The 25,611-nt window shown below is 70.0% G+C and carries 25 protein-coding genes, 2 tRNA genes and 2 pseudogenes; 15 read left to right on the top strand and 14 right to left on the bottom strand.

Annotation, left to right across the window (positions count from 1 at the left end; translation table 11 throughout):
• Positions 1–109: 109 nt before the first annotated feature.
• Positions 110–1,561, top strand: a complete 1,452-nt coding sequence (locus tag B9H04_RS12550) for an MATE family efflux transporter (RefSeq protein WP_049932938.1) — start codon at positions 110–112, stop codon at positions 1,559–1,561.
• Between the two features lie 21 nt (positions 1,562–1,582).
• Here B9H04_RS12550 and B9H04_RS12545 read toward each other — a convergent pair whose 3' ends face one another.
• From B9H04_RS12545 to B9H04_RS12515, 7 genes are all read right to left on the bottom strand, one after another.
• Positions 1,583–2,440, bottom strand: coding sequence for a mechanosensitive ion channel family protein (locus B9H04_RS12545; RefSeq protein ID WP_085682752.1), 858 nt, complete (start codon positions 2,438–2,440; stop codon positions 1,583–1,585).
• Positions 2,441–2,567: 127 nt separating this feature from the next.
• Positions 2,568–3,731, bottom strand: coding sequence for a 7,8-didemethyl-8-hydroxy-5-deazariboflavin synthase subunit CofG (cofG, locus tag B9H04_RS12540; protein WP_049932936.1), 1,164 nt, complete (start codon positions 3,729–3,731; stop codon positions 2,568–2,570).
• A gap of 113 nt (positions 3,732–3,844) precedes the next feature.
• A complete protein-coding gene (gene cofC / locus B9H04_RS12535; RefSeq protein WP_049932935.1) occupies positions 3,845–4,492 on the bottom strand; it encodes a 2-phospho-L-lactate guanylyltransferase in 648 nt (215 codons plus the stop codon).
• 18 nt (positions 4,493–4,510) lie between these two features.
• Complete coding sequence (locus B9H04_RS12530; RefSeq protein ID WP_176450647.1) at positions 4,511–5,689, bottom strand: tubulin/FtsZ family protein; 1,179 nt, start codon at positions 5,687–5,689, stop codon at positions 4,511–4,513.
• 109 nt (positions 5,690–5,798) lie between these two features.
• Complete coding sequence (locus tag B9H04_RS12525) at positions 5,799–6,695, bottom strand: complex I NDUFA9 subunit family protein (RefSeq protein ID WP_049932933.1); 897 nt, start codon at positions 6,693–6,695, stop codon at positions 5,799–5,801.
• A gap of 100 nt (positions 6,696–6,795) precedes the next feature.
• Positions 6,796–7,653, bottom strand: a complete 858-nt coding sequence (locus B9H04_RS12520) for a universal stress protein (RefSeq protein ID WP_085682751.1) — start codon at positions 7,651–7,653, stop codon at positions 6,796–6,798.
• Between the two features lie 108 nt (positions 7,654–7,761).
• Positions 7,762–9,126 (bottom strand): hemolysin family protein, encoded by a 1,365-nt coding sequence (locus B9H04_RS12515; protein ID WP_049932931.1) that lies wholly within the window; start codon positions 9,124–9,126, stop codon positions 7,762–7,764.
• Between the two features lie 179 nt (positions 9,127–9,305).
• Here B9H04_RS12515 and tmk point away from each other — a divergent pair, with 179 nt between their 5' ends.
• Positions 9,306–9,899, top strand: a complete 594-nt coding sequence (gene tmk / locus B9H04_RS12510; RefSeq protein WP_049932930.1) for a dTMP kinase — start codon at positions 9,306–9,308, stop codon at positions 9,897–9,899.
• 21 nt (positions 9,900–9,920) lie between these two features.
• Here the strand turns inward: tmk and B9H04_RS12505 are convergent, their stop codons facing one another.
• Both B9H04_RS12505 and B9H04_RS12500 read right to left on the bottom strand, forming a co-directional pair.
• On the bottom strand, positions 9,921–10,244 hold the full coding sequence (locus B9H04_RS12505; protein WP_049932929.1) for a hypothetical protein: 324 nt from the start codon (positions 10,242–10,244) through the stop codon (positions 9,921–9,923).
• 39 nt (positions 10,245–10,283) lie between these two features.
• Positions 10,284–10,811, bottom strand: a complete 528-nt coding sequence (locus tag B9H04_RS12500) for a DUF5813 family protein (protein WP_085682750.1) — start codon at positions 10,809–10,811, stop codon at positions 10,284–10,286.
• A gap of 157 nt (positions 10,812–10,968) precedes the next feature.
• Between B9H04_RS12500 and B9H04_RS12495 the strand changes: the two genes are divergently transcribed.
• Both B9H04_RS12495 and pyrF read left to right on the top strand, forming a co-directional pair.
• On the top strand, positions 10,969–12,273 hold the full coding sequence (locus tag B9H04_RS12495; protein WP_085682749.1) for a carboxylate--amine ligase: 1,305 nt from the start codon (positions 10,969–10,971) through the stop codon (positions 12,271–12,273).
• 74 nt (positions 12,274–12,347) lie between these two features.
• Complete coding sequence (pyrF, locus tag B9H04_RS12490; protein WP_049932926.1) at positions 12,348–13,178, top strand: orotidine-5'-phosphate decarboxylase; 831 nt, start codon at positions 12,348–12,350, stop codon at positions 13,176–13,178.
• Between the two features lie 19 nt (positions 13,179–13,197).
• Here the strand turns inward: pyrF and B9H04_RS18760 are convergent, their stop codons facing one another.
• Complete coding sequence (locus tag B9H04_RS18760; RefSeq protein WP_167373098.1) at positions 13,198–13,338, bottom strand: hypothetical protein; 141 nt, start codon at positions 13,336–13,338, stop codon at positions 13,198–13,200.
• A 50-nt stretch (positions 13,339–13,388) separates the two neighbouring features.
• Here B9H04_RS18760 and trmY point away from each other — a divergent pair, with 50 nt between their 5' ends.
• The 6 genes from trmY (at position 13,389) to B9H04_RS12460 (ending at position 18,277) form a co-directional block, all read left to right on the top strand.
• Positions 13,389–14,003: a tRNA (pseudouridine(54)-N(1))-methyltransferase TrmY gene (trmY, locus tag B9H04_RS12485; protein ID WP_049932925.1), complete on the top strand. Its 615-nt coding sequence runs from the start codon at positions 13,389–13,391 to the stop codon at positions 14,001–14,003.
• An 11-nt stretch (positions 14,004–14,014) separates the two neighbouring features.
• Entirely contained in the window at positions 14,015–14,449 is a 435-nt protein-coding gene (locus tag B9H04_RS12480) for a CHY zinc finger protein (RefSeq protein WP_049932924.1), read from the top strand.
• A gap of 395 nt (positions 14,450–14,844) precedes the next feature.
• A tRNA-Pro gene (locus B9H04_RS12475) sits at positions 14,845–14,917 on the top strand.
• Between the two features lie 278 nt (positions 14,918–15,195).
• A complete protein-coding gene (locus B9H04_RS12470; protein ID WP_049932923.1) occupies positions 15,196–16,644 on the top strand; it encodes a sensor histidine kinase in 1,449 nt (482 codons plus the stop codon).
• Between the two features lie 105 nt (positions 16,645–16,749).
• On the top strand, positions 16,750–17,523 hold the full coding sequence (locus B9H04_RS12465) for a DUF429 domain-containing protein (protein WP_049932922.1): 774 nt from the start codon (positions 16,750–16,752) through the stop codon (positions 17,521–17,523).
• A 52-nt stretch (positions 17,524–17,575) separates the two neighbouring features.
• Positions 17,576–18,277 carry a TVP38/TMEM64 family protein gene (locus tag B9H04_RS12460; RefSeq protein WP_049932921.1) on the top strand — a complete coding sequence of 234 codons (702 nt, stop codon included), beginning with the start codon at positions 17,576–17,578 and terminating at the stop codon, positions 18,275–18,277.
• Between the two features lie 24 nt (positions 18,278–18,301).
• Here B9H04_RS12460 and B9H04_RS12455 read toward each other — a convergent pair whose 3' ends face one another.
• Both B9H04_RS12455 and B9H04_RS12450 read right to left on the bottom strand, forming a co-directional pair.
• Entirely contained in the window at positions 18,302–18,724 is a 423-nt protein-coding gene (locus tag B9H04_RS12455) for a GtrA family protein (RefSeq protein WP_049932920.1), read from the bottom strand.
• Positions 18,724–20,322, bottom strand: a complete 1,599-nt coding sequence (locus tag B9H04_RS12450) for a sulfatase-like hydrolase/transferase (protein WP_049932919.1) — start codon at positions 20,320–20,322, stop codon at positions 18,724–18,726. The genes B9H04_RS12455 and B9H04_RS12450 overlap by 1 nt, the downstream gene beginning before the upstream one ends.
• Positions 20,323–20,515: 193 nt before the next feature.
• On the opposite strand from B9H04_RS12450, the gene B9H04_RS12445 reads away from it, so the two are divergent.
• Both B9H04_RS12445 and B9H04_RS12440 read left to right on the top strand, forming a co-directional pair.
• Positions 20,516–21,472 (top strand): alpha/beta fold hydrolase, encoded by a 957-nt coding sequence (locus B9H04_RS12445; RefSeq protein ID WP_049932918.1) that lies wholly within the window; start codon positions 20,516–20,518, stop codon positions 21,470–21,472.
• Between the two features lie 73 nt (positions 21,473–21,545).
• Positions 21,546–21,824, top strand: coding sequence for a DUF7553 family protein (locus B9H04_RS12440; RefSeq protein WP_049932917.1), 279 nt, complete (start codon positions 21,546–21,548; stop codon positions 21,822–21,824).
• A 12-nt stretch (positions 21,825–21,836) separates the two neighbouring features.
• On the opposite strand, the gene B9H04_RS12435 is transcribed toward B9H04_RS12440, so the two are convergent.
• Complete coding sequence (locus tag B9H04_RS12435; protein ID WP_049932916.1) at positions 21,837–22,364, bottom strand: hypothetical protein; 528 nt, start codon at positions 22,362–22,364, stop codon at positions 21,837–21,839.
• Between the two features lie 83 nt (positions 22,365–22,447).
• On the opposite strand from B9H04_RS12435, the gene B9H04_RS12430 reads away from it, so the two are divergent.
• Positions 22,448–22,522, top strand: a tRNA-Val gene (locus B9H04_RS12430).
• A 275-nt stretch (positions 22,523–22,797) separates the two neighbouring features.
• On the opposite strand, the gene B9H04_RS12425 is transcribed toward B9H04_RS12430, so the two are convergent.
• On the bottom strand, positions 22,798–23,709 hold the full coding sequence (locus tag B9H04_RS12425; RefSeq protein ID WP_049932915.1) for an SDR family NAD(P)-dependent oxidoreductase: 912 nt from the start codon (positions 23,707–23,709) through the stop codon (positions 22,798–22,800).
• A gap of 60 nt (positions 23,710–23,769) precedes the next feature.
• Here B9H04_RS12425 and B9H04_RS12420 point away from each other — a divergent pair.
• Both B9H04_RS12420 and B9H04_RS12415 read left to right on the top strand, forming a co-directional pair.
• Positions 23,770–24,399 (top strand): annotated as a pseudogene (locus B9H04_RS12420) (ABC transporter permease); the annotation flags it as partial.
• Positions 24,396–25,443 (top strand): annotated as a pseudogene (locus B9H04_RS12415) (ABC transporter permease). The pseudogenes B9H04_RS12420 and B9H04_RS12415, both read left to right, overlap by 4 nt.
• Positions 25,444–25,611: the final 168 nt, after the last annotated feature.

The following is a 25,611-nucleotide window of genomic DNA, read 5'->3' as shown; positions in this document are numbered from 1 at the left end:
ATATTCATGCGTAATTATCGGCCGCGAGTCGGTGAAAACGGTTGCGCTCCGACCGCGTCCCCACCCGCGACGGACAGACACAAGCCCGCCCGGCCCCTACGATAGTTCCATGTTCCCCCGGCTCCGGCGGATCGTCGCTCGCGTCGCGGAGGCGGTGGCGGGCGCGCTCGACCGGGCCGGCGTCATCGACCGGTCGCGGCTCGACGAGACGATGGGGCTCGCGTGGCCCCGGATCGTGACTGGGTTCGCGATCATGTCGAAGAACACCGTCGACCTCGCGGTGATCGGCTACGCGGTCGGCGTCTCCGCGGTCGCCGGGCTCGGGTACGCGTTCGCGTTCTGGCAGCTCGCGAAGTTCGTCTCCATCGGGCTCGCCGGCGGCACCGTTTCGCTCGTCTCGCAGAACTACGGCGGCGACGAGCGCGGGCGGGCGGGGCTCGTCGTCAAGCAGTCGCTGATCGTGGCCGCGCTGCTCGTCGCGCCGATCGTCGCGGGGTACGTCCTCGGCGCGGAGCGACTGGTCGCGCTCGTGGGCGGCGACGGCGCGGCGCTGTCCGCCGGGACGACCTACCTCGTCGTCACGGCGCCCGCGCTCGCCTTCGAGTTCTTCAACATGATCGCGAGCCGGACGTACGCCGGCGTCGGCGACACGGTCACTCCGATGGTCGCGCGAGCCGGCGGCGCGCTGTTGAACGTCCTCCTCACGACGTGGCTCGTCCTCGGGGCCGGCATGGGCGTGTTCGGCGCCGGGCTCGGTACCGCGGTCTCCATCGCCGCCGTCGGGCTCGTCCTCGCGTGGGGGATGTCCGGACGGTCGTACTTCGGCCGCGGCGCCTCGCCGGTCCCAGTCGGGCGCTCCGGGCCGTGGTTCGACCGCGGACTGACCCGGCAGCTGCTCCGCGTCTCCGCGCCGCTCATCGCGCGGCGCGTCGCCGAGGGGATCGTGGTCTTCCCGCTCCTGTGGATCGCGTCGTCGTTCGGCTCCGCGACGGTCGCCGCCCTGGAGGTCGGCCGCCGGGTCAGAGCGCTGCTCGGCAGCTTCAGCTGGGGATTCTCGATCGCCGCGAGCACGCTCGTCGGCCAGCGGCTCGGCGCGGGCGAGGAGTCGCTCGCGACCGCGTACGGCCGCGACGTGATCGCGCTGTCGGCGGTCGTCTACGTCCTCGCGTCGGCCGCGGTGATCGCCGCCGCCGGCCCGATCGCCGGCGTGTTCGTCGACGATCCGGCCGCGGTGAGCGCGACCGCGGCGTTCGTCGTCGCCGCCGCGGTGAGCGCGGTGCCACTCGGCGTCGACGGCTCGATCACGGGGTCGCTCCGCGGCGCGGGCGACACGCGCTGGCCCTTCCTCGCGTCGATGGTGGGACTGTACGTCTTCGCGCTTCCCGTCGCGCTGGTCGGGCTCGTCACGCCGCTCGGCGTCGGCGGCCTCTACGCGGCGCTGGTCGCGGAGAAGCTCGTCCCCGCCGGACTGAACGGCTACCGGTTCCGGTCGAACCGGTGGCAGGCCGTCAGCCGGCAGTACCGCCCCGACGCGGGCGAGGTGGAGGAAGAGGTCGGATAGGGCCGCGGGCGGATCGGGAGCCTACTCGTCGGCGACGTCCTCGATCACTTCGACGCTGCCGGTGAGCTGCCGGTGGACGTACGGCATGTCAATCCCGGCGTCGTCGAACGCCTCCTTCACCGCGGTGACGTACTCGGAGCGCACGCGGACGAAGTCGCCGCGGTCGGGGTCCGCGATCCACCAGCGCGACTGGAGCCCGACGGCGGAGTCGCCGAGCCCGACGAGCCGGACCGAGACGCCCGGGTCGTCGAGGATCTCCTCGTGGGCCTCGGCCTTCTCGATGATGATGTCGGTCGCCGTCTCGATGTCGTCGTCGTAGCCGATCCCGAAGACGAACTTCTGGCGGAGCGTGTCGTAGGCGACGGGGTTCGTCACCGCGCTGTTCGCGAGATCACCGTTCGGGACGGTGACCAGTTCGTTGTCGAAGGTCCGGACCCGCGAGACGCGGAGATCGATCTCCTCGACGCGGCCGGACATGTCGCCCCACTGTATCCAGTCGCCGACCTCGAACGGCTTGTCCTTCAGGATGAACACGCCGGCGACGAAGTTGCCGAGGAGGTCCTGCGCCGCGAAGCCGACCGCAAGCGCGATGGCGCCGCCGAACACCGCGAACGCCGAGAGGAAGCCGCCGTAGCCGGCGACGGCGAAGCCGATGGCGATCGCCGCCACCCAGACCACGGCGTTGAGCACGTTCGTCCCGAGGCTCACAACCGCCGCGTCGAAGCCGCGCGACCTGACGATCCGTCGGAGCCCCGGAATGACGACGTACTTGCCGAGCAGCAGCACGGCCAGGAACCCGGCGACGAACCCGACCACCGAGGTCGCTATCGCCGCGACGTCGACCGCGGTTGTGACCGCGTCGAGCTGTAAGAGAAGCATCACCCGCCCTTTCACGAGGATATATAAAGAAGCTACTGGCGGCGCGGTTGTTTACGTCCGGTGGACGGACGGCCGCGTGGGAAACCGGTCGCTCGCACGGGGCAGCGGTCGCCGGCGGGAGACCGCGTCAGTCGCTCCGTACCGCGAGCGGTCCGTCGCCGCGGGCGACCGCGCGCAGCCGTCGACCGTGGACGTCGTCCGCCGCGATCCGCTCGCGGACCGCGGGCGGGATCCACGCCTCGCGACCGTCCGGTTCGGGCGCCGGCTCGACGCCCGCGGGGCGAACGTCGTCCGGGAGGTAGCGGGCGTACGTCGGGAGCCGCTCGCGGAGCGGGACGCCGCCGGCGTCGGCGACCGCCTCGAGCCCGCGGAGGTCGGGCCACTCGTACGCCGGGTTGATGTAGTCGTCCGTCACCGGCGAGACGCCGCCGAGGTCGTCGATCCCGCAGTCGACGAGGTCCGCCGCCGGCGAGAGGTTCGGCGGTACCTGAACGGACACCTCCGGCGGGAGCGCCGCGCGCGCCATCGCGACGACGCGGCGCATCGTCGCGAGGTCGGGCTTCGGGAAGTCCGAACGCTCGTTGGGGACGACGTTCTGTACTATCACCTCCTGGACGTGGCCGTGTCGCTCGTGGAGCTTACGGATCGCGAGCAGGCTCTCGGCACGGTCGCGCCAGTCCTCGCCGATCCCGACCAAGATGCCGGTCGTGAACGGAACCCTCTGTCGACCCGCAGCGCGGATCGTGTTGAGCCGCTGGCCGGGCGTCTTCCGTCGCCCGCCGCTGTGCGCGTCCACGTCGGCGGTCGTCTCCAGCATGACGCCCATGGACGCGTTCACCTCGCGGAGGGCGGCGAACTGCGACTCCGTCAGGTCGCCGGGGTTCGAGTGCGGGAGCAGCCCCTCCTCCAAGGCGATCTCGCAGGCCCGGTGGAGGTACTCGTGGATCGAGTCGAACCCCCACTCGGCGAGCGTCTCGTGGACCTCGGTGTACCGGTCGTCCGGCTCGTCGCCGAAGGTAAACAGCGCCTCCGTACAGCCCGCGTCGGCGCCGACGCGGCACTGCTCGCGCACCTCCTCGGGCGACAGCAGCGACGCCTCCCCGGGCGCGTCGTAGTAGGTACAGTACGTACAGGTGTACCGACACGCGGTGGTGAGGGGAATGAAGACGTTGCGCGCGAAGGTGAGCCGGTCGGCCGCGTCGACGTCGCCCGGGCTGACGGAGAGCAGTCGCTCGACCGCCCGCTCGTCGACCGCGACGTCGACTCCGTACTCGTCGGCCCCGGCGAACACGGGCGTCACTCGCGGTCGATGTTTAAAAAGGATCGCGGTTGCGGATCCCCCGGCGACACCGCGAGTGGTTACGTTGGCGCCCCCTTCGGTCGCACGACCAATTTCGACGGCGCTCACTCTCGGACGACGCTCACGCGACCCTCGGACGCGTCGAGCGCGAAGCCGGCCTCGCGGAGCCACGTCGCCGCGCGCCCCTCGCCGTGGATCAGGACCTCCGCGAGATCGGCCGGCTCGTCGACGTCGGTGCCGAGCCGGTGCGAATCGACCGTCTCGAACGCCGCGCCGACCGCGGCCGCGATCTCGCGGTGGTCGAGGTACGACGCGCCGTGGTAGTCCACGCGGAACTCGGGGTGGGAGGCGACGAACGCGTTCGTGCCGCCGCCGCGACCCGGGGCGACGGCCACGTCGGCGTCGCGGCCGGCCGCGAAGAGCCGGTCGAGCGTCGCCGGCGTGGCGAGCGCGAGGTCCGCCATCACGACGGCGGTCGGCCCGGGCGGGCCGTCGGACTCGTCGTCGGCTCCCAGTCGCGTGTCGAGCGCCCCGTTGACCGCGTCCGTCAGCGGGCGGTCGTCGACGGTGACCGGCCGGTCGAGGTCGACCGCGTCGGTCGCCAGCACGCGCGGCTCACCGCCGGCGCCGGCGACGGCGTCGAGCACGTCGTCGAGCATCGCCCGCGCAAATGCCACGCGCTCCTCGGGGGCAAGAACGCTAGAGAGCCGCGACTTCGGGCGGTCGGTCGAAAAGGGAACGATGACCTCCATCGCGGGGAGCGGCGCGCCTCAGAACAGGGATTCCAGCTCGTCGCTGTCGTCGCTGACGAGCTCGTCGAGGTTGTCGTCGCTCTCCTCGCGGATCTCGTCTAAGTTGTCCTGCGCCTCGATGGCGACCTGCTGGAGCTCCTTGATCCGCGGGACGTTCGTGACCCCCGCGAGCAGGATGACGGTCGCGACGAAGCCGGCGCCGCGGTACGGGTAGTCCCCGCCGCGGACCTCCATCGAACCGGTCTGCTCTTCGAGCCACTTCCGCCCGCGCTCGATGCCCTTCCGGTTGAGGTACTCGGGCGGACCCGCGAGCACGAGCAGCGCGCGCTCCGCGCCCTCGATCTCGCAGGGGAGCGTGAGCCGGCCGAGCGCCGCCTTGCGGACGAGGCTGGTGATCCGGTTCGTGGTGTGCGCGCTGTCGAGCTCGTCGTCGTCGCCGTCGTCGCGCAGCCGCGAGAGCAGGCCGCCCGAGGAGCGCTCCTCGACCTCCTCCTCCGCGTAGCCGACCGTGGAGACGCCGCCGCCCGAGAGCGTGTTGATGATCTCGGAGGAGTCGACGACGCTCTCGGCGACCTCTTGGCCCTGCTGGATCTCGCCGGCGCCGAAGAGGATGCCGAACCGACGGACGATCTCCTCGTTGATCTCCTCGTAGCCGCCCTGAACGGACTCGCCCGTCTTCCGCCAGGCGTCGTTGTCGAACACCATGAGGTTGTCCACCTCGCGGACGAACGTCTGGAACGACCGGGCCGCGTTGAGGGTGTAGATACCACCCTCGTCGCTGCCCGGCAGGATGCCGAGCCCGTAGACGGGCTCGGTGTAGATCCGCTTGAGGTGCTTCGCGAGCACCGGTGCGCCGCCGGAGCCCGTCCCGCCGCCGAGACCGGCGACGACGAGGAACGCGTCGACCTCGTGGACCGGGATCGAGTCGATCGCGCCCTGAACCTCGTCGATGTCCTCCTCCGCGATCTCCGCGCCGAGCTCGTTGTCCGCGCCGACGCCGTGGCCCTTCACGCGCGACTGGCCGATGAGGACGCGCTGGTCCTCGGAGATGTGTTCGAGCCCCATGAGGTCCGCCTTCGCCGTGTTGACGGCGGCGGCCGCTCGAACGATCTCGGAGCCCGTCCGCTTGTCGTACTCCAAGAACTTGTCAACTACTTTACCCCCCGCCTGGCCGAATCCGATCATTGCGAGTTTCATCGTGTGCTCCCTCCGCGTTTGAACTGAACAGAGCGTGATCTCGTATATAAGCCTTCGGTTGGCGTTACCAGCGTTGAGATTATGACAGTTGACATGTTCGCGCTCCGCGTCATCTGACCCCGAGGTGCTCCCCGAGCGTGGTCAGGTCCGCGGCGTCGACGCCGAACGCGCCGACGTCGCTGTCGGCGGTCGTGTTGTCGAACTTCAGCGACCGATACTGGTCCGGCCCCATCGGGAACCCGGGGACCGCGCCCAACACGGAGAGCCCGACCTTCGCGAGCGGCATGGGGAGCGGGACGATCGTGACGCCCTTCTTTTCGGCGTCGTAGACGAGGTCCGTGACCTGCCGGAGCGTGAGCACCTCCGGGCCGCCGATCTCGTAGGTCTCGCCGACGTGCTCGTCGTCGGTCACCGCGGCGGCGATCATCGGGACGAGGTCCTCCACGTGGATCGGCTGGAACCGGGTCTTCCCGCCGCCCGGGAGGGGGTACAGCGGGACGCCCGGCGCGAACATCCCCTTCAGGCGCTTGGTGAACGAGACGAACTCGCCGCCCTCGCCGAAGACGACGGAGGGGCGGAAGATCGTCCAGTCGAGGTCGCTGTCGCGGACGATTTCCTCCGCCTCGCCCTTGGCGCGGATGTAGGCCGTGTCGCCGTTCGGGTCCGCGCCGAGCGCGCTCAGCTGGACGAACCCGTCGACGCCGCCGTCCTCGGCGGCGCGGACGAGGTTCTCCGTGCCGCCGCGGTGGATCCGGTCGTGCATACGGTTGCCGCCCTCGGGTTCGAACAGGGGCGAGAGCGCGACCAAGTTCACGACCGCGTCGTGGCCGTCGACGGTCGACGCGATCGAGTCGTAGTCGGTCACGTCTCCGCTGGCGCCCGTCACCCCGTCCGCCGTCCCGTCGGGCGAGCGAGAGAGCGCGGTCACCGCGTGACCGTCGTCCGCGAGCGCGCGACAGAGGTGCGAGCCGATAAAGCCGGTCCCCCCGGCTACCAACACTTTCATGCGATCCGTATCGCGTGGAAGGCCCGTAAACCTACCGCGGCGTCAGACGCGCCCCCGAAATCCGGCGCAGAGGCGACCGAAACGGACCCGAGCGCCCGGATCAGTCCTCGTCGGGAACCGGGACCGTCAACACCGGAACGGGCGCGCTCCGCAGGGTCCGTTCGGCGACGCTCCCCAGCAGGTATTGCCCCACGCCGGTCCGGCCGTGGGTCCCCATCGCCACGAGGTCGACCACGGGGTCGTCGACGTACGCCCGGATCCCGCGGGCGGCGGAGGTGGCGACCTCGACCGCGCCGACCGCGTCCAGTCCGGCGGCCTCGACGCGCTCGACGCCCTCGGCGACCGCGTCGTCGGCGTACTCGGAGAGGGTGTCGACGTGGTCTCCGATGCCCACGTCGCCGGTGTCGACGACCGAGAGGACGTGGACGGTCGCGCCCGCTCGCTCCGCGACCGGCAGGGCTCGGTCGAGCGCGGCGGTCGCTGCGGGGCTCCCGTCGGTCGGCACCAGGATGTCCGCGTACGGGTACGGGACCGTTTCGTCGCCCGGACGGAGGGCCAACACCGGTACCGGCGACTGGCGGACGACGCGCTCGGTGGTGCTCCCGACGAGGTGTTCGACCCCCTGCCGCCCCCGCGTCGACATCGCGACGAGGTCGGCGTCGACCTCCTCGGCGTACGCGGTGACTGTCTCCGGGACCCCACCCTGCCGGACCGCCGTCTCCGCGTCGACGCCGCGGTCGGCGGCGCGGGCGGCCGCCTCCTCGACAATCGATTCCCCCTCACGCTCTAACACGTCGACCACGTCGCCGCCGATCCGCGTCACGCTGTCGCGGGTGGTGTCCGCGACGTGGAGCACCTGGACCGTCGCGCCGTGGTCGGCGGCGATCGCGAGGATGTGGTCGAAGGCCGCCGCGGCCGCGTCGCTGCCGTCGGTGGGCACGCAGATCCGTTCGAACATACGGCCATGGTCGCGGCCGCGCGTGAAAAACGCTCGCGTCGTCGCGGCCGTTCCCGGAACGCCGTCTCGCGGCGTGTGTCGCGTCGCCCTGCGGCGTGCGTCACGTCGTTACGCGGCGTCGTCGTCCGGGTCCGCGCCGGTCGCGGCGTCCGCATCCTCCTCATCGTCGCGTCGCTCCACCCGGACCGTCGAGATGCGCGCGCCGTCGACGGCGGTGACTTCGAAGGAGAATCCCGCCGCTGCGGCGACGTCGCCGATTTCGGGCGAGCGCCCGATCCGATCGAGGACGAACCCGCCGAGCGTCTCGTAGCCGTCGCCGCTGAGGTCGGTCCCCAGCGCGTCGTTGACGTCGGAGAGGGCGACCGACCCGTCGGCCTCGTGCGCCCCGTCACCGGTCCGCCGGATCGTGTGGCGGTCGTCGGCCACGTCGAACTCGTCGCGGAGGTCGCCGACGAGCGCCTCGGCGACGTCCTCGACCGTCGCGATCCCCTCGAAGGCGCCCCACTCGTCGATCACCGCCGCCACCTGTCGGCGCTCGTCGCGGAACTGGACGAGGAGGTCGCTCGCGCTCGTCGTCTCCGGGACGACGAGGATCTCTCGGGCGAGGCCGCCCGCGGTGGCGCCGTCGTCGCCCTCGGCGGTCGCGCGCAGCACGTCCTTCGCGTCCACGAAGCCGACGACGCGGTCGGCGTCGTCGCGGTCGACGACGGGATACCGGGTGTGGCCGGCCTCGAAGATCGTCTCGCGAATCGCCGCCAGCGACGCGTCCGCCGGCAGCGAGACCACGTCGGGACGCGGAACCATCAGCTCGCGGGCCGCGGTGTCGTCGAGCTCGAAGACGCCCTCGATCATCGCCACCTCGGACTCGTCGACGTGCCCGGCCTCGCCGGCGCGGGCCAGCACGCGACGGATCTCGCGCTCTTCGAGGGTCTCGTCGCTCTCGGAGGCGGGCGGGACCCCGATCAGGCTCGTGAAGGCGTTCGCGGTGCCGTTGAACACCGCGATGCCGGGCGAGAAGATCAGGTACGCCAGCTTCATCGGCGGCGCGAGCAACAGCGAGATCCGCTCCGCCTGCGCGATCGCGATCGTCTTCGGCGCCAGTTCGCCGAAGACGACGTGGAGGAAGGTGATGAACGAGAACCCGACCGCGAACGCGACGAGGTGGACCAACCCCTCCGGCAGGAGCGGGCCGAGGACCGGCTCGATGAGCGCCGCGACCGCCGGCTCGCCGATCCACCCGAGACCGAGCGACGCGAGCGTGATCCCGAGCTGGGTCGCCGCGAGGTAGTCGTCGAGGTTCGTCATCACCTCCCCGAGCGTCTCCGCGCCCGCCTGCCCCTCCTCGACCAGCTGTTCGACCGAGGTGGCACGGATCCTGACGAACGCGAACTCCGAGGCGACGAAGAAGCCGTTCAGGACGACCAGAAACAGCGCGGCTGCGACCCGCGAGAGTGAGACGGCGACGGCTACCATTCGCGCCTCCCGGGCCCGCGGCGAGCCGGTGAGCCGACGGCGGTGCGTGAGTCGACGTTCATGGCGGCCGTTCGCGGAGGGGTCACTAAAAAGGCATGCGAACGCCGCACGCGAGGGAGAAGGGCCGGTCCCTGGACCGGACCCGCGCCGTTTATTCCTCGCCGCGGCGGAACGCCACCATGCTGATCACGCTGGAGGGGCTCGACGGGAGCGGCAAGACGACGGTCTGGGAGGCGCTCCAGGACGTGTACCCCGACGCGACGTTCACCCGCGAACCGACCGACAGCTGGTACGGAGAGGCGGTGGCCCGATCGATGGGCGACTCGGAGGCCGACCCGCTCGCGGAGCTGTTCCTCTACACCGCCGACCACGCGAACCACCTCTCGGAGACAGTTCGACCGGCGCTCGCGGACGGCGACCTGGTCGTCTCCGACCGGTACTCGGACTCGCGGTTCGCCTATCAGGGGGCGACGCTCGCACGGACCGACGCGGATATCAAGCGGCCGCTGGAGTACGTCCGCGGGATCCACGCCGCGTTCTCGCACCCGCCGGACGCGACGATCTACCTCGACCTGGACCCCGAGACGGCGGCCGAGCGCGCCGGGCGAACCGACAAGTTCGAGCGCGACGGCTACCTCGCGGCCGTGCGCGACAACTACGAGCGCCTGATCGACGCCGAGCCCGGGCGGTTCCACCGGGTCGACGCGACGCGGGCGCCCGAGGACGTGGTCGCTCGGGTCGAGGAGGTCGTGGCCGGGCTCGTCGACCGCTGACGGCGTCGCGGTCGAGCCCTCTCAGCGCGTGTCCGGGAGTTCGTACTCGTCGGGCGGCGTGAGGTAGAGGTAGTCGATGGCGGCGCCGAGCGCCATCGGGAGCGCGATCAGAAGCGCCAGCAGGATCGTCGAGCTCCCGACGTTGATCCCGGTCCCGACGCCGAGCGCGCCGGTGAAGACGAGCGTCGAGACGAGCAGCAGGATCGGTGTCAACACGAGCGTGTACAGGATCGACCCCCACGACGTCGAAAGCTGAATCCGGAAGAACCGGGTCGCGACCCCGGCGAGGAACGTGTGGAACGCGACCAACGCGAGGAGGCTGCCGAACCCGAACAGCGCGAGCATGGTCGCCGTACGATCCCCCGACACTTCCCCCTATCGACCTCAGACGGGCCCGCCGCCGCCCTGCTGTCGCGCGGCCGAGAGCAGGTCCGAGACGGGTGCCGTGTACTCGTAGCCCGGGATCACGCCTTGGACGTACGTGCCCTCGACGAAGTCGATCAGGGCGCCCGCGTCGTCGACGCCCCGCCGCTCGTTGATGTCCGAGAGCGCGTAGGTGATCGCGATCTCGTCGTCGTCGCGCTCGACGGCCGGATCGAAATCCCGATCCTTGCGGGTGACGCCGCCGACATCGACGGCGCGGCGCTCGAACGTGTCGACCCAGCCGTCCTCGACCACGTCCGCGACCTCGTCGGCGGTGGCGGCGGAAAGGATTGGCACGCGAACGGTAACGGTGAACCGGATGCGCCCCTCGCCGGCCGGCTCGGCCCGGACGCGCCCGTCGAACGCGGTCGTCGTCGACACCCAGCCGGCGCCGTCGCGCTCGAACGAGCCGTGGTCGCCGAACGCGCGCCGGACTCGGCCGGGGAGTTCGTCGGCCGCGTCGGCGTCGTCGTCCTCGGTTTCGGTCATACCTATCCGGAGGTGACGCGGCCTGAAAAGCCGCTCGCGTCGCCCGCGCGAGCCGGGCATCGCCCCGTCGCCGACGGCCCCGTCGCACCCGTCACCGATACGGGCACACCGAGCCGGTACGTCGGGCGCTTTTATGCGTCGACCGACGAGACGAGGTATGGCTGACCGGTTCCGGTCCACGGAGGGACTGATCGACGCGCTCGCGACCGCCGAGTTCGACCGACCGCCGGCGCTCGTGAGCAACGCGCACATCACCGGGCTCGGGGTCGCGCGCGCCCTCGACGCCCACGACGTGCCCGTCATCGCGCTCGACCGCGCGGGCGACGGCGCCGACACCGAGGCCGAGACCGTCGCACACGACGGCCTCGCGCCCCCCTCTGACGCGGTCGACTACGCGGGGGCGGTGACGTACCCGCTCGACGACCTCGACGGGTTCCGCGAGGACGTGGAGGCGATCGTCGACGCGGCGGGCACCGAGGCCGTCGCGTTCGGCTGCATGGACGAGTGGGCGCTGTCGTACGCCGAGGCAGACCCCGATGGCGTCCGGCTCCCGTTCGCCGGGAGCGAGACGCTCGACGACGTGCTGAACAAGTCCGAGCTGTACGCGACCTGCGAGGAACTCGGCGTGCCCTACCCGGAGACGTACCGGCTCGAAGCGACCGCGGCGAGCGGGACCCGCGAGGCGGACGCCACCGTCGACGAGGCCGCGGCGGCGCCCGGCTTCCCGCTGGTGGTGAAACCCGAACTCAAGCGCGACTTCGAGGAGGCGTTCGGCACCAACGTGATCGAGGTCGCGGACCGCGAGGAGTTCGCGGACGTCGTCGCGGCCGCGGCCGACGAGGGCATCGCGGTGATGGCCCAGAAGCGCGTCGACATCGCGGCGGGACGGGACCACTCGCTGGCCTCCTACGTCCCCCCGTCCGGGAGCGACGACGCGCTCGCGGTGGTCGGCAACGCGGCGGTCCGGTACCCGCGAAACTTCGGCACCTCCTGTCTCGTCGAGACCGCGGACGAGCCGGCGATCCGGGAGCACGCGCTCGCCGTCCTCGATGACGCGGGCTACCACGGGATCAGCGAGGCGGAGTTCGTCTACGACGCCGACCGCGAGGAGTTCCTGCTGCTCGACGTCAACACCCGGCCGTGGAAGTGGATCGGGATGCCCGTCGCCGCGGGCGCGAACCTCCCGATGGCCGCCTACGCGGCGGTCACCGACGCGACCTACGAGTCGTCCGGAATCGAGCCGATGCGGTGGGTGTACCTTCGCGACTACCTCTCGCTGCTCGCGGGCGACGACGCGTTCTGGGACCAGCTGTCGGCCGCCGACTGGCGGCGGCTCGTCTCCGGCGCGTTCGAGCGCGAGGGCGACCGGACGGCGGGCGTCTACCGCCCCTCGGACCCCGATCCGGCCGCGAAGCTGCTAGAGACCGAGTTCGTCGACCGCGAGTACTACTGCTCCTGTTGAGGCGCCCCCGACCGGGAGACGCGTGAGCGACCGCGGAACGCAACGATTAGTTCGCCCGCCGACACAGGGCGCGTATGGACTTCTTCGAGGCGCTCGCGGACCGGATCGAGGCCGTCGACAGCGTCGTCTCGGTCGGGCTCGACCCCGACCCGAGCCGGCTCCCCGACGCCGTGGCCGACGCCGATCTACCGCGGTGGGCGTTCAACCGCCGGATCATCGACGCCACCCACGAGCACGCCGCCTGCTACAAGCCGAACGCCGCGTTCTACGAGGATCCGGACGGCTGGCGCGCGCTGCGCGAGACCGCGGCGTACGCCGAGGGGAAGGGCGTCCCCGTCCTGCTCGACGCGAAGCGCGGCGACATCGGCAACACGGCGCGGCGGTACGCCGAGGTGCTCGACCACGTCGACGCGATCACGGTGAACCCCTACCTCGGGCGCGACTCGCTCCAGCCGTTCCTCGACCGCGCGGACAAGGGCGTGTTCGCGCTCTGTCGCACCTCGAACCCCGGCGGCGCGGACCTCCAGGATCTCGAACTCGCCTCCGGCGAGCCGCTGTACGAGCGCGTCGCGGCGCTCGCGGGCGTGTGGAACGCGAACGACAACGTCGGACTCGTCGTGGGGGCGACGACGCCCGAGGAGCTGGAGACGGTCCGCGAGATCGTCCCCGAGATCCCGTTCCTCGTTCCCGGCGTCGGCGCGCAGGGGGGCGACCCCGAGGCCGCGGTCGAACACGGGCTCGCCGAGCGCCCGGACCTCCCGGTCGACGTCGGGCTCGTGAACTCCTCGCGCGGGATCATCTTCGCAGGCGAGGAGTCGAGCCGGCCCGGCGACGAGGCGACGTACTTCGGCGCCGCGGGCGACGCGGCGAAGCGACTCAAGAAGCGGCTGAACCGGCACCGCTGAGCCGTCGCGTCGCGACGCGTTAGCGCCGCCCGGCGACGCAGGCGGTACAGGCTCGGGCCGTCTCGTCCCAGTGGTCGTCGCAGACGGCGCGGCCGCAGCGGTCGCAGGCGCGGCTCGCGGTAGCCGCCTCGCAGATCTGGCACAGTCCAGTGCGGCTCACGGCGGCGGTTGGGTCGGACGGCTTATGACGATCGGGGGCGACCGCCCGGTATGCGCCAGTTCGTCGTCATCGGCCGCGACGTGCCAACCGATCCGGACGCGATATCGCTGTCCGACATCCCCGGGGCCGGCCGGCTCGACCTCCTCTGCCGGTGCGTGAGCGCCGGCGTCTTCCTCTCGCACGGCATCCGCGAGTCCGTCCGGGTCCACCTCGCGATCGCCGACGAGTTCACCGTCTCCTTCGACTCTGACGCGCTCCGGCACCTCCACCCCGACGAGCGCAACGTCGCCGCGCGGGTCCGCGACGCGCTCGACGCGCGAGACGAGGCGATCGGCCACATGCCCGCAGACGTCTCTCCGGGCGTCGAACTCCGCCGGATGGGGCTCGACGCGACGCTCGACCGGCTCGTCGGCGCGGACGGCCGCGGCCCGGACGGGACGCTCGTCCAGCTCCACGAGGACGGCGCCCCGCTCATCGACGCCGAACCGCCGGAAGATCCGGTGTTCGTGCTCTCGGACCACCACGACTTCGCGCCGGACGAGGCGGCTGCGGTCGACGAGCGCGCCGACCGCCGGCTCCGGGTCGGCCCCGAACTGCTCCACGCGGACCACGCGATCACGGTGGTCCACAACTGGCTCGACACCGACGGGTACGCCAGCTACTGACTGCGGGACGGATGACCGCACCACCCCCCGGCAGCGACCCGTCGCCGCCCGACCGAGAGACCACGACCGCGCCCGACGCGGACTCCCGGTTCGCGGTTCCACTCCGCGGGGTGGCCGTCGACCCCGAGACGCGCTGCGCCCACTGGGACGACCCCGTCGACGTGGTCGCGCTCCGGTTCGGCTGCTGCGAGGCGTACTACCCCTGCGACGCCTGCCACGACGCCGCGACCGACCACGAGGCGGTCCCGTGGCCCCGCGACCGCTTCGACGATCCGGCGGTCCTGTGTGGCGTCTGCGAGACGACGATGACCGCGAGCGAGTACCTCGACTGCGACGATACGTGCCCGGCGTGCGGCGCCGCGTTCAATCCCGGTTGTCGGAAGCATCGGGGCCGGTACTTCGAGGTGGCGGGCTCGGGGGACGAGGACGGTGACGACGGTTTATAACTGATGGCGCGGCAGCGGTGGCGTGTGCCTGCGAGCGCCCGACGGGCGCGAGTCAGGACGCGCGAGGGAGTCAGGCGCGACGAGGGCGACTGAAGGGAGCCCGCAGGACGCGCCTGACGAGGCTGGGGAGGCGTGAGGTGCGGTTGCGGTGCGGGACGGGACTCGAAGGGGCAGTCGCGAGGACGAAGACGCGCGACGTAAGGACCGCAGGGAGCGAGTGAAACGAGCGACTGAGGACCGCAACGAGCGCATCGAGTCCTCGCGACTGGGGCTTCGTGGTACCCGCGTCTGGCGTCGATGAACTGGATATTCTATCGACTCCTCCCCCCTCCGGTCCGTCTTGATCGCCCCCCTTTCGGAAGGATTAAAAGAACGAACGGCTTTCTGTCGAGTGCGGGCCGGTGGGGTAGCTTGGTATCCTTCGGCCTTCGGGTGGCCGTAACCACGATTCAAATTCGTGCCGGCCCACTTCTCCCGCATTCTCCGCCGACTACTGACGCGTACCTACCTTCGGTGAAGCCGCGGTGTTCCGCCGCGGATGTCACCCGACCACCGCGTTCCGAGACGTGTGTTTCCCGGGCGCAGCGGGGAGGCCGAAACGGCGGAAATCGCGGTCCCGTCGCCGGTGATCTGAAGTGTAAGGTATCCGGGACGATCGGTCGAACAGCTCTCCGATCGGCTTCTCGAAACGAGACACTACAGCCAGATATTTTTCCGTTTAGAACCCCTCTTGATCGGTAGTTGGAATGTCGATCGATAACCCGAATGAAGCCGCCACTGCGTCGATCGAAGTCTTACATGTCGACGACGATCCCGCGTTTCTCGACCTGACCAAATCCTTCATCGAGCGGGAGCTCGGCGACGTCGAAATAACCACGGTGGCCAGTCCGGACGCGGTGCTCGACACGCTCGACGAGCGGTCCGTCCACTGCGTCGTGAGCGACTACGAGATGCCCGGGACGGACGGACTCGAACTGCTCGACGCCGTCCGCGATCACTACGCCGACCTCCCCTTCATCCTCTACACGGGGAAGGGTAGCGAAGAGATCGCGGCGCAGGCGATCAACGCCGGCGTGACCGGGTACCTCCAGAAGGGCGGCCCCGACCAGCACCGCCGCCTGGCCAACCGGGTCAAGCACGCCGCGACGGAGTACCGCGCCCAGATCGAGTCGGAGCGGTACTCGACGGTCCTCCGGGCGCTCGACTATCCGATCTACGTCGTGAACGCCGAGGCGGAGTTCGAGTACGTCAACGAGGCGTTCCTCGACCTCGTCGGCTACGACAGGGAGGCGATCATCGGTAGCCCGCCGGGCAAGATCAAGACCGACGAGGGTGTCCAGCGGGCGAACGACATGCTCGCGACGATCGTCTCCAGCGCGGGGCCGGAGACGCAGCAGTTCCGGGTGGACATCCACACGAAAGACGGCGAGACGGTGCCGTGTTACGACCACATGGCCGCGCTCCCGTTCGACGACGAGTTCCGCGGGTCCGTGGGGATCCTCCGTGACGCGACGCGCGAACAGCGGCAGCGCGAGGAGCTGATCAGACAGAACAAGCGGCTCGACGAGTTCACGTCGATCGTGTCGCACGACCTCCGGACGCCGCTCCAGAACGCGAAGACGGCGGCGGAGATGGCTCGCGCCGAGAGCGAGGCGACGCACTTCGAGGCCCTCGAACGGGAACACGAGCGGATGGAGCAGATGATCGGCGAGCTGCTCACGCTCGCGAAGGAGGGCGAGTCGGTGTCCGAGCCGGAGCCGGTCGACGTCGGCGCGCTCGCCGCGGAGGCGTGGAAACCGTTCGGCTGTCCGGCCGACACGCTCGACGTGGTGGACGACGAGATCACCGTCTCCGGCGACCGCTCCCGGATCCGGCGGCTCCTCGAGAATCTCTTCCGCAACGTCGACGACCACTGCGGGTCGCCCGTGACCGTGACGATCGGGGCGTCCGCCGACGGGTTCTACGTCGCCGACGACGGGCCGGGGCTCGACGAGACGGAGTGCGAGAGCGTGTTCGAAGCGGGGTACACGACCGCCACGGACGGGACCGGGTTCGGGCTGACTATCGTCGAGCGAATCGCCGACGCCCACGGGTGGGACATCTCGGTCGGCGACAGCGCGAGCGGCGGCGTCCGGTTCGACGTGACCGTCGACTCGGCGGTTCCCGTGACAGACGACGTACCCGTCTCGCCGTAGCGGGCCACGCCGCGGCTTCGACCGCACCTCGCAGGGCCCTGTGCCCCGAGCGATCGGTCCGCGGACCGGGCCGATTGAATAGGCACGGGAACGAGCGATCGATCGATGACACCCGACACCGTCGCGGGCGTCGACTGGGCGGGCGGCGCGTGGCTCGCGGTCGTGTTCGACGGGACCGGCGGGCCGGACGCGCGCCTCGAACGCGACCTCGAAGCGCTGTGGAACGACGGCGTTGATCGGCTGCTGGTCGACGTGCCGATCGGTCTCCCCCACGACGCCGAGACGCTGGTGAAGCGCGAGGCCGTCGACTCGGCCGCGCGGTCGGCCGCCGAGCGTCCGAGCAGCGTGTTCCCCGTCCCCTCGCGGGGCGCGTGCGAAGCGGCCAGAGACGGCGCTGACTACGAGGCGGTGAGCGAGCGGAACCGGGCCGACCTCGGCAAGGGGCTCAGCCGACAGTCGTACCACATCGCGCCGGGGGTCGGCGAGGTCGACGCGTTCCTCCGGCGGGACGAGGCGGCGCGCGAGGCGGTCATGGAGGCGCACCCGGAGGTGTGCTTCCGCGGGCTCAACGGCCGGCGGCTCGACCACTCGAAGACCACGGCCCCGGGCGTCGGCGAGCGGCTCGGCGCGCTCGACGGGCACCTCGACGACCCGGGCGCCGCGCTCGGTCGGGTCTGTCGACGGCTCGCAGACGAGCCCATCGACGCCGTGAGGGAGGCGGACCCCACCGCCGACGACGCCGTGGACGCGCTCGGGCTGGCGGTCGTCGCCCGCCGCCCGGTCGACGAGCTACGGTTCCTGCCGGGTGACGCGGATCACCGGGACGACGAGGGGGTCCCGATGCGGATGGCCTACTGGAGCGCGGACCCGTTGGCGTGAGGATCCGCCGGGTGGTAAGGTTGAAGTCCCTCTGTCACCCGCTACGACACGAATGAAACTCTTCTCCTCGCGGGCGGACCGCCGGCGAGGGATCGCGGCCGCGGTCGGCGTCGCGGTCCTCGCGGTCGGGCTCTACGTCCTCGTGAGCCGCTACGCCGGGTTCCTCACCAACGCGGAGGCCCTCCGGACGTGGCTCGACCAGTTCGGTATCTTCGCCCCCATCGTCTTCATCGGTCTTCAGGCCCTCCAAGTCATCGTCGCCCCGATCCCGGGGCAGGTCGTCGCGCTGGTCGCGGGGTTCCTCTTCGGCCCGCTCGCGGGCACGGTGTACAGCCTCACCGGCGTGCTGATCGGGAGCGCGGTAGCCTTCTCGCTCTCGAAGCGGTACGGGCGCACCTTCGTGGAGCGGGTCATCCACGAGGACGTGATCGCCCGCTTCGACGGGTTCGTCGACACAGTCGGCGTTCCCGGGCTGTTCGCGTTCGTCATCATTCCCGGCCTCCCCGACGACGCGATCTGCTTCCTGAGCGGCCTCACCAAGTGGTCGCTACCGACGTTCATGGCCGTCATCGCGGTCGGTCGCCTTCCGGCGTACGTTCTCACCGTGTACGCGGGGGGCCAACTCGCGAGCGGCCGGTTCCTCTCGGCGATGGCGCTCGTCGCGCTCGTCGTCGCCGCGTCCGCGGTCGGGTACTACAAGCAGGAGGCGGTCCGCGACCTCGTCGAACGCGTCGAGCCGCGGCTCCCCTTCTGAGGGCCCGAGACGAGCGATCCGGGGTCAGCCCCACGTCCAGTGCGCGTCGAGGACGAACCGGTAGAGTCCGCTGACGAGGATCGCGGCCACGTTCGCGATCAGGTACATCACCCCGGCCCACTCGACGAGCGCGGCGAGCACGCCGAGCTGGATCGGAATCGCCGTGCCGCGGACCAAATTCGTCTTCAGCAGTCCGGCGAGGTACTCGGAGGCGCCCGTGTTCTGGCTCGCCCGGAACGTCCACGCGTTGTTGAGGACGTACGAGCAGACGATCGTGATCTCGATCGCGATCGTCGCGCCGACGATGTAGTTCAGTCCCGCGGTGTCGACGAACAGCCAAAGCAGGGCGAGCTGGAGCCCTGCGGTGAGCGCACCGACGACGACGAACCGGCGCATCTGGACCGCGATCGGTCCGCTGGCGAGGTCGCGGAGGACCGCTCGAAGCATCACTTATACCCGAGCGCTTCGAGGCGAGCTTCGAGGTCTTCGTCGACCTCGTCGTCGCCCCGCTCGGCGGCGGCCGCCTCCGCCGCGGCGCCGCGCTCGCGGAGCAGTTTCGCGTGGGAATCGACGACCGGGGCGAGCCGGTCGATGACTGCTTGTCCCTCCGCGTCGGGGTCGACCGCGAGGTTCTCTTGTTGGGTTGGATCCGTGGGACGGTGGTACAGCTCGCGGTCGCCGGCGTCGACGTTCTCGATGTACGTCCAGTCGTCGTCGCGCGCGCTGACGAACAGGTCGCCGTCGGACAGTGACCGGGGGATCGGCTGCTGGGTCACGTCCTCGCCCCGGACGGTCACCGAGACGACGGGGTCGGCAGCGTCGCGGTCACCGTCGCCGCCGGACTCGGACGGCGCATCGCCGACGGTGTCGGAGGGCGTCTCCTCTCCGGCGGCAGAGAGCGTCTCCTCGCCGCCGCCGGAGCGCCTCTCCTCGCCGCGGAGCGCCGGCAGGAGCGACTCGCCGTGCCACTCGGGCACCGGATCGACGCCGAGGAGGTCCGCGACCGTTGGGGGGATCGCATCGAGGCCCACGTGGCCGTCGACGTGGCCGCCGTCGAGCCCGGGCACGTCGGCCACGAACGGAACGTGGATCAGCTCGTCGTACAGCTTCGGGTAGTGGGCGAGGTGGCCGTGTTCCTGGAACTCCTCGCCGTGGTCCCCCGCGAGCAGCACCGCGGTGTCGTCGCGGACGCCCGCGGCGTCCAAGGCGTCGAGCAGTCGCCCGACGCTGGCGTCGACCTGCCGTACCGTCGCCTGGTACAGCGTCCGCAGTTCGCTGAGCGTCCGCTCGCCGACTTCGAGGCCGAGGCTCGTCCGGGCGTGCGCGTGGAGCATCTGGTGCGTGCCGACGATACCGTCGGACACCTCGCGGATGTAGCGCGGCGCGGGGACGTACGGCGTGTGCGTGTCCATGTAGTGGACCCAAAGGAAGAACGGCTCGTCGGTGTCGTCGACGAACCCGGTCGCGGCGTCCTCGACGTCGAACATGCGCGAGGCGTCGAGGAACGGGCGGTCGTCGCTGTCGCCGCGGAACTTCGAGCCGAGCCGACGGACGGGTGAGGTCGCGAGCTGGATCCACGCCTCGACGGTCGGGTGGGCCGCGAGGTACCGGCTGTAGACGCTGGATCCGACGCTGGTGACGAACGGCTCGAACTCGTCGAAGCCGTCGGGATACCCCCAGTGGTCGGTGAGGAATCCGTTCGCGGCGTTGAAGCCGCCGGTCGCGATCCCGGCGTCGGAGAGCACCTCCGCGAGCGTCACCGACTCGTCGACGCCGATGTCACCGGACCGAGTGAACACCGGTTCCGAGGCGAGGATCGACGGGAACGAGAACGGCGTCCAGTTGCCGGTCGCGAACGCGCGGTCGAACACGGTTCCCCCGTCGGCGAGCCCGTCGATCACCGGCGAGCGTCGCTCCGGGTCGTACGGGGAGACCGCGTCCGCCCGCAGCGAGTCAACCGTCACGAGGACGACGTTCGAGACGGCCGCGTCGTCGCTCGGCGTACCGGGGTCTGCGGCCGTCCGGGTCGACGAATCGGATGTCATAGAGTACGCGGCGGACCCCCCGCGGCCGCGCCTCGGGCGGCGGCGCGCGGAGCGTCACGAGTATACTTAAATGCGGTTTGCCAGCGGTTTGAGGATTTCGATCCCTCCCATCTCCCGGAGCGCGGCAGTCCGTGGGTCCGTGTGCGCCCGCGTCGAGCGTAGCTATTTGCCCGTCCCGCTCCTCAACCCGACCATGCGCGAGACGCCACAGAGCGGACCGGTCGACGCCGCGGCGCTGCCGGAGTCGGTCCCCGACGACGAGATTCCCGAGTCGATCCCCGCCGAGTCCAGGGCGATCGAGACCAGCGGTGCGACACTTCACGCCGTCGAGGCCGGTCCGGAGGACGGGAAGCTCCTCGTGCTGCTCCACGGGTTCCCCGAGTTCTGGTACGGTTGGCACGAGGCGGTCGTCCCGCTCGCGAACGCCGGCTACCGCGTCGTGGTCCCCGACCAGCGCGGCTACAACCTCTCGGCGAAGCCGTCGGCGGTGCGCGATTATCGGATCGGCGAACTCTCGCGCGATGTCGTCGACCTGATCGACGCATACGACCGCGAGACGGCCGCCGTCGCGGGGCACGACTGGGGGGCCGCGGTGGCGTGGTGGCTCGCTCTCCACCACGAGGACCGTCTCTCGGAGCTGGTCGCGGTCAACGTCCCGCATCCGACGGTGTTCGAGGAGGCGCTCCGGGGGTCGTGGGACCAGCGGCTCAAGAGCTGGTACATGCTCGCGTTCCAGCTCCCGAAACTGCCCGAGGCGGTCGCCAGCGCGGGGAACTGGCGGCTCGCGACGAACGCGCTGCGGGACACGAGCGCACCCGGCACCTTCACCGACGAGGACCTGCGCCGGTATCGCCGGGCGTGGAACCGCGACGGCGCGTTCAAGGCGATGGTGAACTGGTACCGCGCGATCGTGCGCGACCGCCCCGAGCCGACCAAGAGGGAGGTGGCTGTCCCGACGCTCGTGATCTGGGGCGCGCAAGACCAGTTCCTCGCGCGCCGACTGGCCAACGAGAGTGTCGACCGCTGCGCCGACGGTCGCCTGCTCGCGATAGAGGAGGCGAGCCACTGGGTCGTCCACGAACACCCGCACCGCGTCGCCGAGGCGATCGCGGACCACGCCGACCCTCTCCCGCCGGGCGCGCGCGAGTGAGACCGGCCGTTTCGAATACTGTCCCCGCCGAGTCGCCACAAAGGTTATATCTGCCCTCGGCCAAGGGACAGATATGAGCAAACACTTCGAAGACGCGCGGTACTACCTGGGTCGGGCGACCGAACACGCGAAGGCGGGCGTGGTAGAAGAGTTAGAGCCGGTCGAAGCCCGCGTGAAGGAGCTCGTCGGCCGGGAAGACGAGGAACCAGAGCCGGAGCCGTCGCGGCTGGACAAGCTCCAAGCGGACCTGGAGGACCTCGAAGAGCGCGCCGAGGGCGAGGCCCGCGAGGCGGTCGCGTCCGCCCGGAAGCGCGTCGCGGAGTACCGCGGCAAGGACACCGCCGCCGAGTAGTCGCGCCGCGTCCTATCGGGTCGGCGGCTCCGCTCCGGCGGTTTCGTCCCCACCGATCCGTTCGTCAGCGGGAACCACCGCGTACTCGATGCCCGCTTCTTCGAACAGCGACCGCACCCGTTCGATGCCCCGCTGTGCGTCGACCTCCGTCGCGCGGTAGTGCCGGACCGGGTGGCGGATCCACGACGGCTCCCAGTGGGCGTACACGTCCGTGGTCGAGCGGTCGGGGCCGACGTACAGCGCGAGGTGGAGCTGGTCGTCGCTGGCGAGCGCCCCCTCGGGGTACCACGCCCAGCTCGCGACGGTCGTCTCGGGCGGCGTCTCGTAGTCGCGGTACTTCAGCGAGGAGACGAGGTTGCGGACGAACCCGAGCCGGTGGAGCTGCGCTTCGACGAGGGGAAACGGCTGGCGGAGCGTGAACGCGTACTGCTCGCGCGGCGTCTCGCGCTCGGCGTAGAGCCCGACGAGCGACAGGGGCGCGTGGAGGAGGCTCGCGACGCTCTGTCGGACCCGTTCGAGGAACCGGAGTTCGTGGGTCACGGCGGGGGATCCGAGCGGGTCCGGGATGTACTTTCCGCGTAAGGTAACTCTTAAGTCCGGAGGTCGGATACCTCGAGGTGAGCGGGTTGGTGGTCTAGCTAGGTTATGACGGCTCCTTCACACGGAGCAGGCCGGCGGTTCGAATCCGCCCCAACCCATGCGTCTTCCTGCGGTTTCTGAAGTAGACAGCCTTCGCTGTGTCATTCGGTCTGGGGAGATAGCTCTCTTTCCAGCTATCTGTGTTCAGTGTACTGGGTCGGTCAGGCCCTTCGATCAAAATAAGTCTGTAATTCTTGTCAGCACAAAGTCACAAACCGACAGTAACAACCAATGATCGGTCACAGCCGCCAAGGTCCTCTATCAGCTAGCAAACGTGGCTCTGTTGAATGCTTCTAAAGACGAAGTGGATATCGTACTGTCGCAAACGCCCAGTTCATTCGGCACCCTCTGCGAGGGGCGTAGCTATCCCGAGCAGATCCGCGCTCGCATTCCAGAGACGCTGCGCCGCATAGGTGCCCTGTGCCGGAGCGGACGGCTGTGCCGGCCGTTGATCGCTGAAGTATCGTCCAGAGATCGTCGCTGTCCGCGGCGAGAGGGCGGGCACCAGAATCTCGGCCGCCCCCTCGGCAACGCTCGTGACGATCGGCAGACCATCGAGCGCTTCGAGGACGCGGGGGATCGGTCCAGGGAGGAACCGACTGAACCCGCTTCCCGGGATCGCACCGGGATGGATGCTATTCGAGACAACGTCCCGGTCGGCGGCGTCAAGTCGTCTAGCGAGTTCACTCGAGAAGAGAATATTCGCGAGCTTCGAGTGGCTGTACGCCCACATGCCAGAGTACTCGTCGAGCGTCTGAACCCGCGAGAGGTCCAGTGACGTCCCCTGGTGCGCGGCCGAGGCCGTCGTGACGATTCGACTGCCGGCGGTGAGATGGTCGAGCAGCTCCGCGGTCAACAGATACGGGCTGAGGTGGTTGACGTGGAACGTGTACTCGACGCCGAGGTCGGTGAGCCGCCCGCTTCGGAAGAAGCCGCCCGCGTTGTTGATGAGGAGGTCAAGGCCGTCAGTCGTCCGGCGGACGGTCGCGGCCAGTTCTCGGACGGCGTCGGGGTCAGCGAAATCGGCCCGAACGAACTGACCGTCTGACCCGAGCGCGTCGAGTTCGTTCACGACCGCCGCCCCGGCCTCCTGATCGCGACCGTGGACGATGACATCGGCACCGAGACGCCCCAACGCGAGCGCCGCAGCGCGGCCGATGCCGCTCGTCGAACCGGTCACGAGCGCTCGCGTTTCGGAACAGTCCACGTCCGCAACGCCCGCGATAGCTTCGGGCTGCGTAGTCATACGAACCATTCGTCCTATAGGCACTTGAGGCCGTCTGCCCGGGGGCTGGCGACACGTCCAATCATGTTGAACTTCATCGCGGTCGGGGTGGTGGGGTGGCTGGTCCAGAACCCGTTCCGTGGCGAAGGCAACGCGGCCCCGAACACGGAGCGAATTCCGGAGTACGTCTCCCTACCCGGCGTCGTGTTCGACACTTCTGGCTTCTCGATCGTCGGGCCCGGAATCGCGCTCGCGACCGTCGTCGTGATCTCCGTCGTGGTGGAGCGCAGCCGATTCGGATACGACATGGTGACGAGCGGCCACCAGGAGTCGGCGGCGACGTACTCGGGCGTCGACGCCGAACGGACCGTCGTCTCGACGATGACCCTCTCGGAGGTGGTGGCGGGAATCGCCGGCGCGGTGTTCGCAATTATGATCCAAGGCTGCTACACCGACCTGAGCGGCATCGGGACGTACGGGTTCGACGCGATCGCCGTGAGCCTGCTCGCCGCGAACAACCCGATCGGCATCGTCCCGGCGGGCCTACTTTTCGGCGGCCTCGAGTCCGCCGGGTCCCACATCGGGATCTACACCGACCTTCCGGTACAGCTCATCGACGGGGTCATCGGGCTCGTCATCCTCTTCGTCGCCGTGCCGGAACTGTTCCGGACGGCCGCCGTGCGGACCGGGGTGGGGGGTGACCGCCGATGAGTCTCGCGGGCTACGCAGACGGCAACCGACTCCGGATCGGGGACGGTGCCGCCCTCGTCGCCGCGGCCGTCGCGGTGGCCGTCGCGCTGGATCTACCGATCGTCGAGATCGTCACGATCGGGTTCGTGGAGCGCTCGCTTCAAGCCGCGACACCGATCGCGCTGACGGCCATCGGCGGTCTCTACGCCGAGAAGAGCGGCGTCTTCAACATCGGCGTCGAGGGGTTCATGATCTTCGGGGCGGCGACCGCGGCGACGACGATGTGGATCATCAGCGGGGGCGATCCGGGGCAGAGCGATATCTGGCTCGCGATCCTCGCCTCGGTGCTGGTCAGTCTCGCGTTCGCAGTGCTGTTCGCGGTCCTGTTGATCAGATACGAGGCGGACCAGATCGTCGCCGGGTTGGCGCTCTGGTTCGTCGGGCTCGGCTTCGGGCCGTTCATGGCGGTGCTCGTCTGGGACAGCCGAAACAGCCCGAGCCTCGAGAGCATCGAAAACCTGGCTATCCCCGTGCTCGCAGACGTCCCCGTGCTCGGTCGGATCCTCTTCGACGCGTCACCGCTCGTTATGATCACGGCCGTCGTGGCCGTGGCCGCGTGGAAGTTCCTCAACGACACGAGGTACGGATACTGGATCCAAGCGGCCGGGGAGAACCCGGAAGCGCTCGACACGGCCGGCGTCGACCTGACGCGTGTTCGATACGCGGCAGTGATCTTCTCCGGCGTCATGGCCGGCCTCGGCGGCGCGGTACTGCTCGCACAGGCGGGGTCGTTCACCGGCACCGGTGACACGATGGTCAGCGGCCGCGGCTGGATCGGCATCGTCGCCTACCTGTTTGGGAACTACAACCCGCTCGGAGCGGCCGCCGCAGCGCTCGTGTTCGGGGCTTGGACATGTTACAGATCCAGCTACAGCGGTCGGCATCAACGTCCCGAACAGGCTGGTTAATCTGTTCCCGTACGCCGGCGTGATCCTCGTCCTGACGATCTGGGGCTCCACGCGGACCCCCTCCGCCGTCGGCGAGACGTACGAGAGCGAGGAGTGAGCACCGACGGGCGAGTGCCCGTTCTCGGTGTCTGATCACGGTTATAGAGACGGCAAGGCGAATACACCCGCCTTTAGGCGGGTGATGAAGCCGACATGGTGGGAAGCTATCCACTAGCCGAACGTCTGTACAGAGTTTCACAGACGGAGATTTAACTGACAGGCCGCT

The sequence above is a fragment of the Halorubrum ezzemoulense DSM 17463 genome (assembly GCF_002114285.1).
GTDB classification, from domain to species: domain Archaea; phylum Halobacteriota; class Halobacteria; order Halobacteriales; family Haloferacaceae; genus Halorubrum; species Halorubrum ezzemoulense.
The sequence above is the reverse complement of the archived record's forward strand: the minus strand, read 5'-3'. Positions and strand labels throughout refer to the sequence as shown.

What these genes read in the sequence shown, in the direction of transcription:
- B9H04_RS12550 (WP_049932938.1), top strand. Translation starts at nt 110, where the DNA reads ATGTTCCCCCGGCTCCGGCGGATCGTCGCTCGCGTCGCGGAGGCGGTG.
- B9H04_RS12545 (WP_085682752.1), bottom strand. Translation starts at nt 2,440, where the DNA reads ATGCTTCTCTTACAGCTCGACGCGGTCACAACCGCGGTCGACGTCGCG.
- cofC (WP_049932935.1), bottom strand. Translation starts at nt 4,492, where the DNA reads ATGGAGGTCATCGTTCCCTTTTCGACCGACCGCCCGAAGTCGCGGCTC.
- B9H04_RS12530 (WP_176450647.1), bottom strand. Translation starts at nt 5,689, where the DNA reads ATGAAACTCGCAATGATCGGATTCGGCCAGGCGGGGGGTAAAGTAGTT.
- B9H04_RS12525 (WP_049932933.1), bottom strand. Translation starts at nt 6,695, where the DNA reads ATGAAAGTGTTGGTAGCCGGGGGGACCGGCTTTATCGGCTCGCACCTC.
- B9H04_RS12520 (WP_085682751.1), bottom strand. Translation starts at nt 7,653, where the DNA reads ATGTTCGAACGGATCTGCGTGCCCACCGACGGCAGCGACGCGGCCGCG.
- B9H04_RS12515 (WP_049932931.1), bottom strand. Translation starts at nt 9,126, where the DNA reads ATGGTAGCCGTCGCCGTCTCACTCTCGCGGGTCGCAGCCGCGCTGTTT.
- tmk (WP_049932930.1), top strand. Translation starts at nt 9,306, where the DNA reads ATGCTGATCACGCTGGAGGGGCTCGACGGGAGCGGCAAGACGACGGTC.
- B9H04_RS12505 (WP_049932929.1), bottom strand. Translation starts at nt 10,244, where the DNA reads ATGCTCGCGCTGTTCGGGTTCGGCAGCCTCCTCGCGTTGGTCGCGTTC.
- B9H04_RS12500 (WP_085682750.1), bottom strand. Translation starts at nt 10,811, where the DNA reads ATGACCGAAACCGAGGACGACGACGCCGACGCGGCCGACGAACTCCCC.
- B9H04_RS12495 (WP_085682749.1), top strand. Translation starts at nt 10,969, where the DNA reads ATGGCTGACCGGTTCCGGTCCACGGAGGGACTGATCGACGCGCTCGCG.
- pyrF (WP_049932926.1), top strand. Translation starts at nt 12,348, where the DNA reads ATGGACTTCTTCGAGGCGCTCGCGGACCGGATCGAGGCCGTCGACAGC.
- trmY (WP_049932925.1), top strand. Translation starts at nt 13,389, where the DNA reads ATGCGCCAGTTCGTCGTCATCGGCCGCGACGTGCCAACCGATCCGGAC.
- B9H04_RS12480 (WP_049932924.1), top strand. Translation starts at nt 14,015, where the DNA reads ATGACCGCACCACCCCCCGGCAGCGACCCGTCGCCGCCCGACCGAGAG.
- B9H04_RS12470 (WP_049932923.1), top strand. Translation starts at nt 15,196, where the DNA reads ATGTCGATCGATAACCCGAATGAAGCCGCCACTGCGTCGATCGAAGTC.
- B9H04_RS12465 (WP_049932922.1), top strand. Translation starts at nt 16,750, where the DNA reads ATGACACCCGACACCGTCGCGGGCGTCGACTGGGCGGGCGGCGCGTGG.
- B9H04_RS12460 (WP_049932921.1), top strand. Translation starts at nt 17,576, where the DNA reads ATGAAACTCTTCTCCTCGCGGGCGGACCGCCGGCGAGGGATCGCGGCC.
- B9H04_RS12455 (WP_049932920.1), bottom strand. Translation starts at nt 18,724, where the DNA reads ATGCTTCGAGCGGTCCTCCGCGACCTCGCCAGCGGACCGATCGCGGTC.
- B9H04_RS12450 (WP_049932919.1), bottom strand. Translation starts at nt 20,322, where the DNA reads ATGACATCCGATTCGTCGACCCGGACGGCCGCAGACCCCGGTACGCCG.
- B9H04_RS12445 (WP_049932918.1), top strand. Translation starts at nt 20,516, where the DNA reads ATGCGCGAGACGCCACAGAGCGGACCGGTCGACGCCGCGGCGCTGCCG.
- B9H04_RS12440 (WP_049932917.1), top strand. Translation starts at nt 21,546, where the DNA reads ATGAGCAAACACTTCGAAGACGCGCGGTACTACCTGGGTCGGGCGACC.
- B9H04_RS12425 (WP_049932915.1), bottom strand. Translation starts at nt 23,709, where the DNA reads ATGACTACGCAGCCCGAAGCTATCGCGGGCGTTGCGGACGTGGACTGT.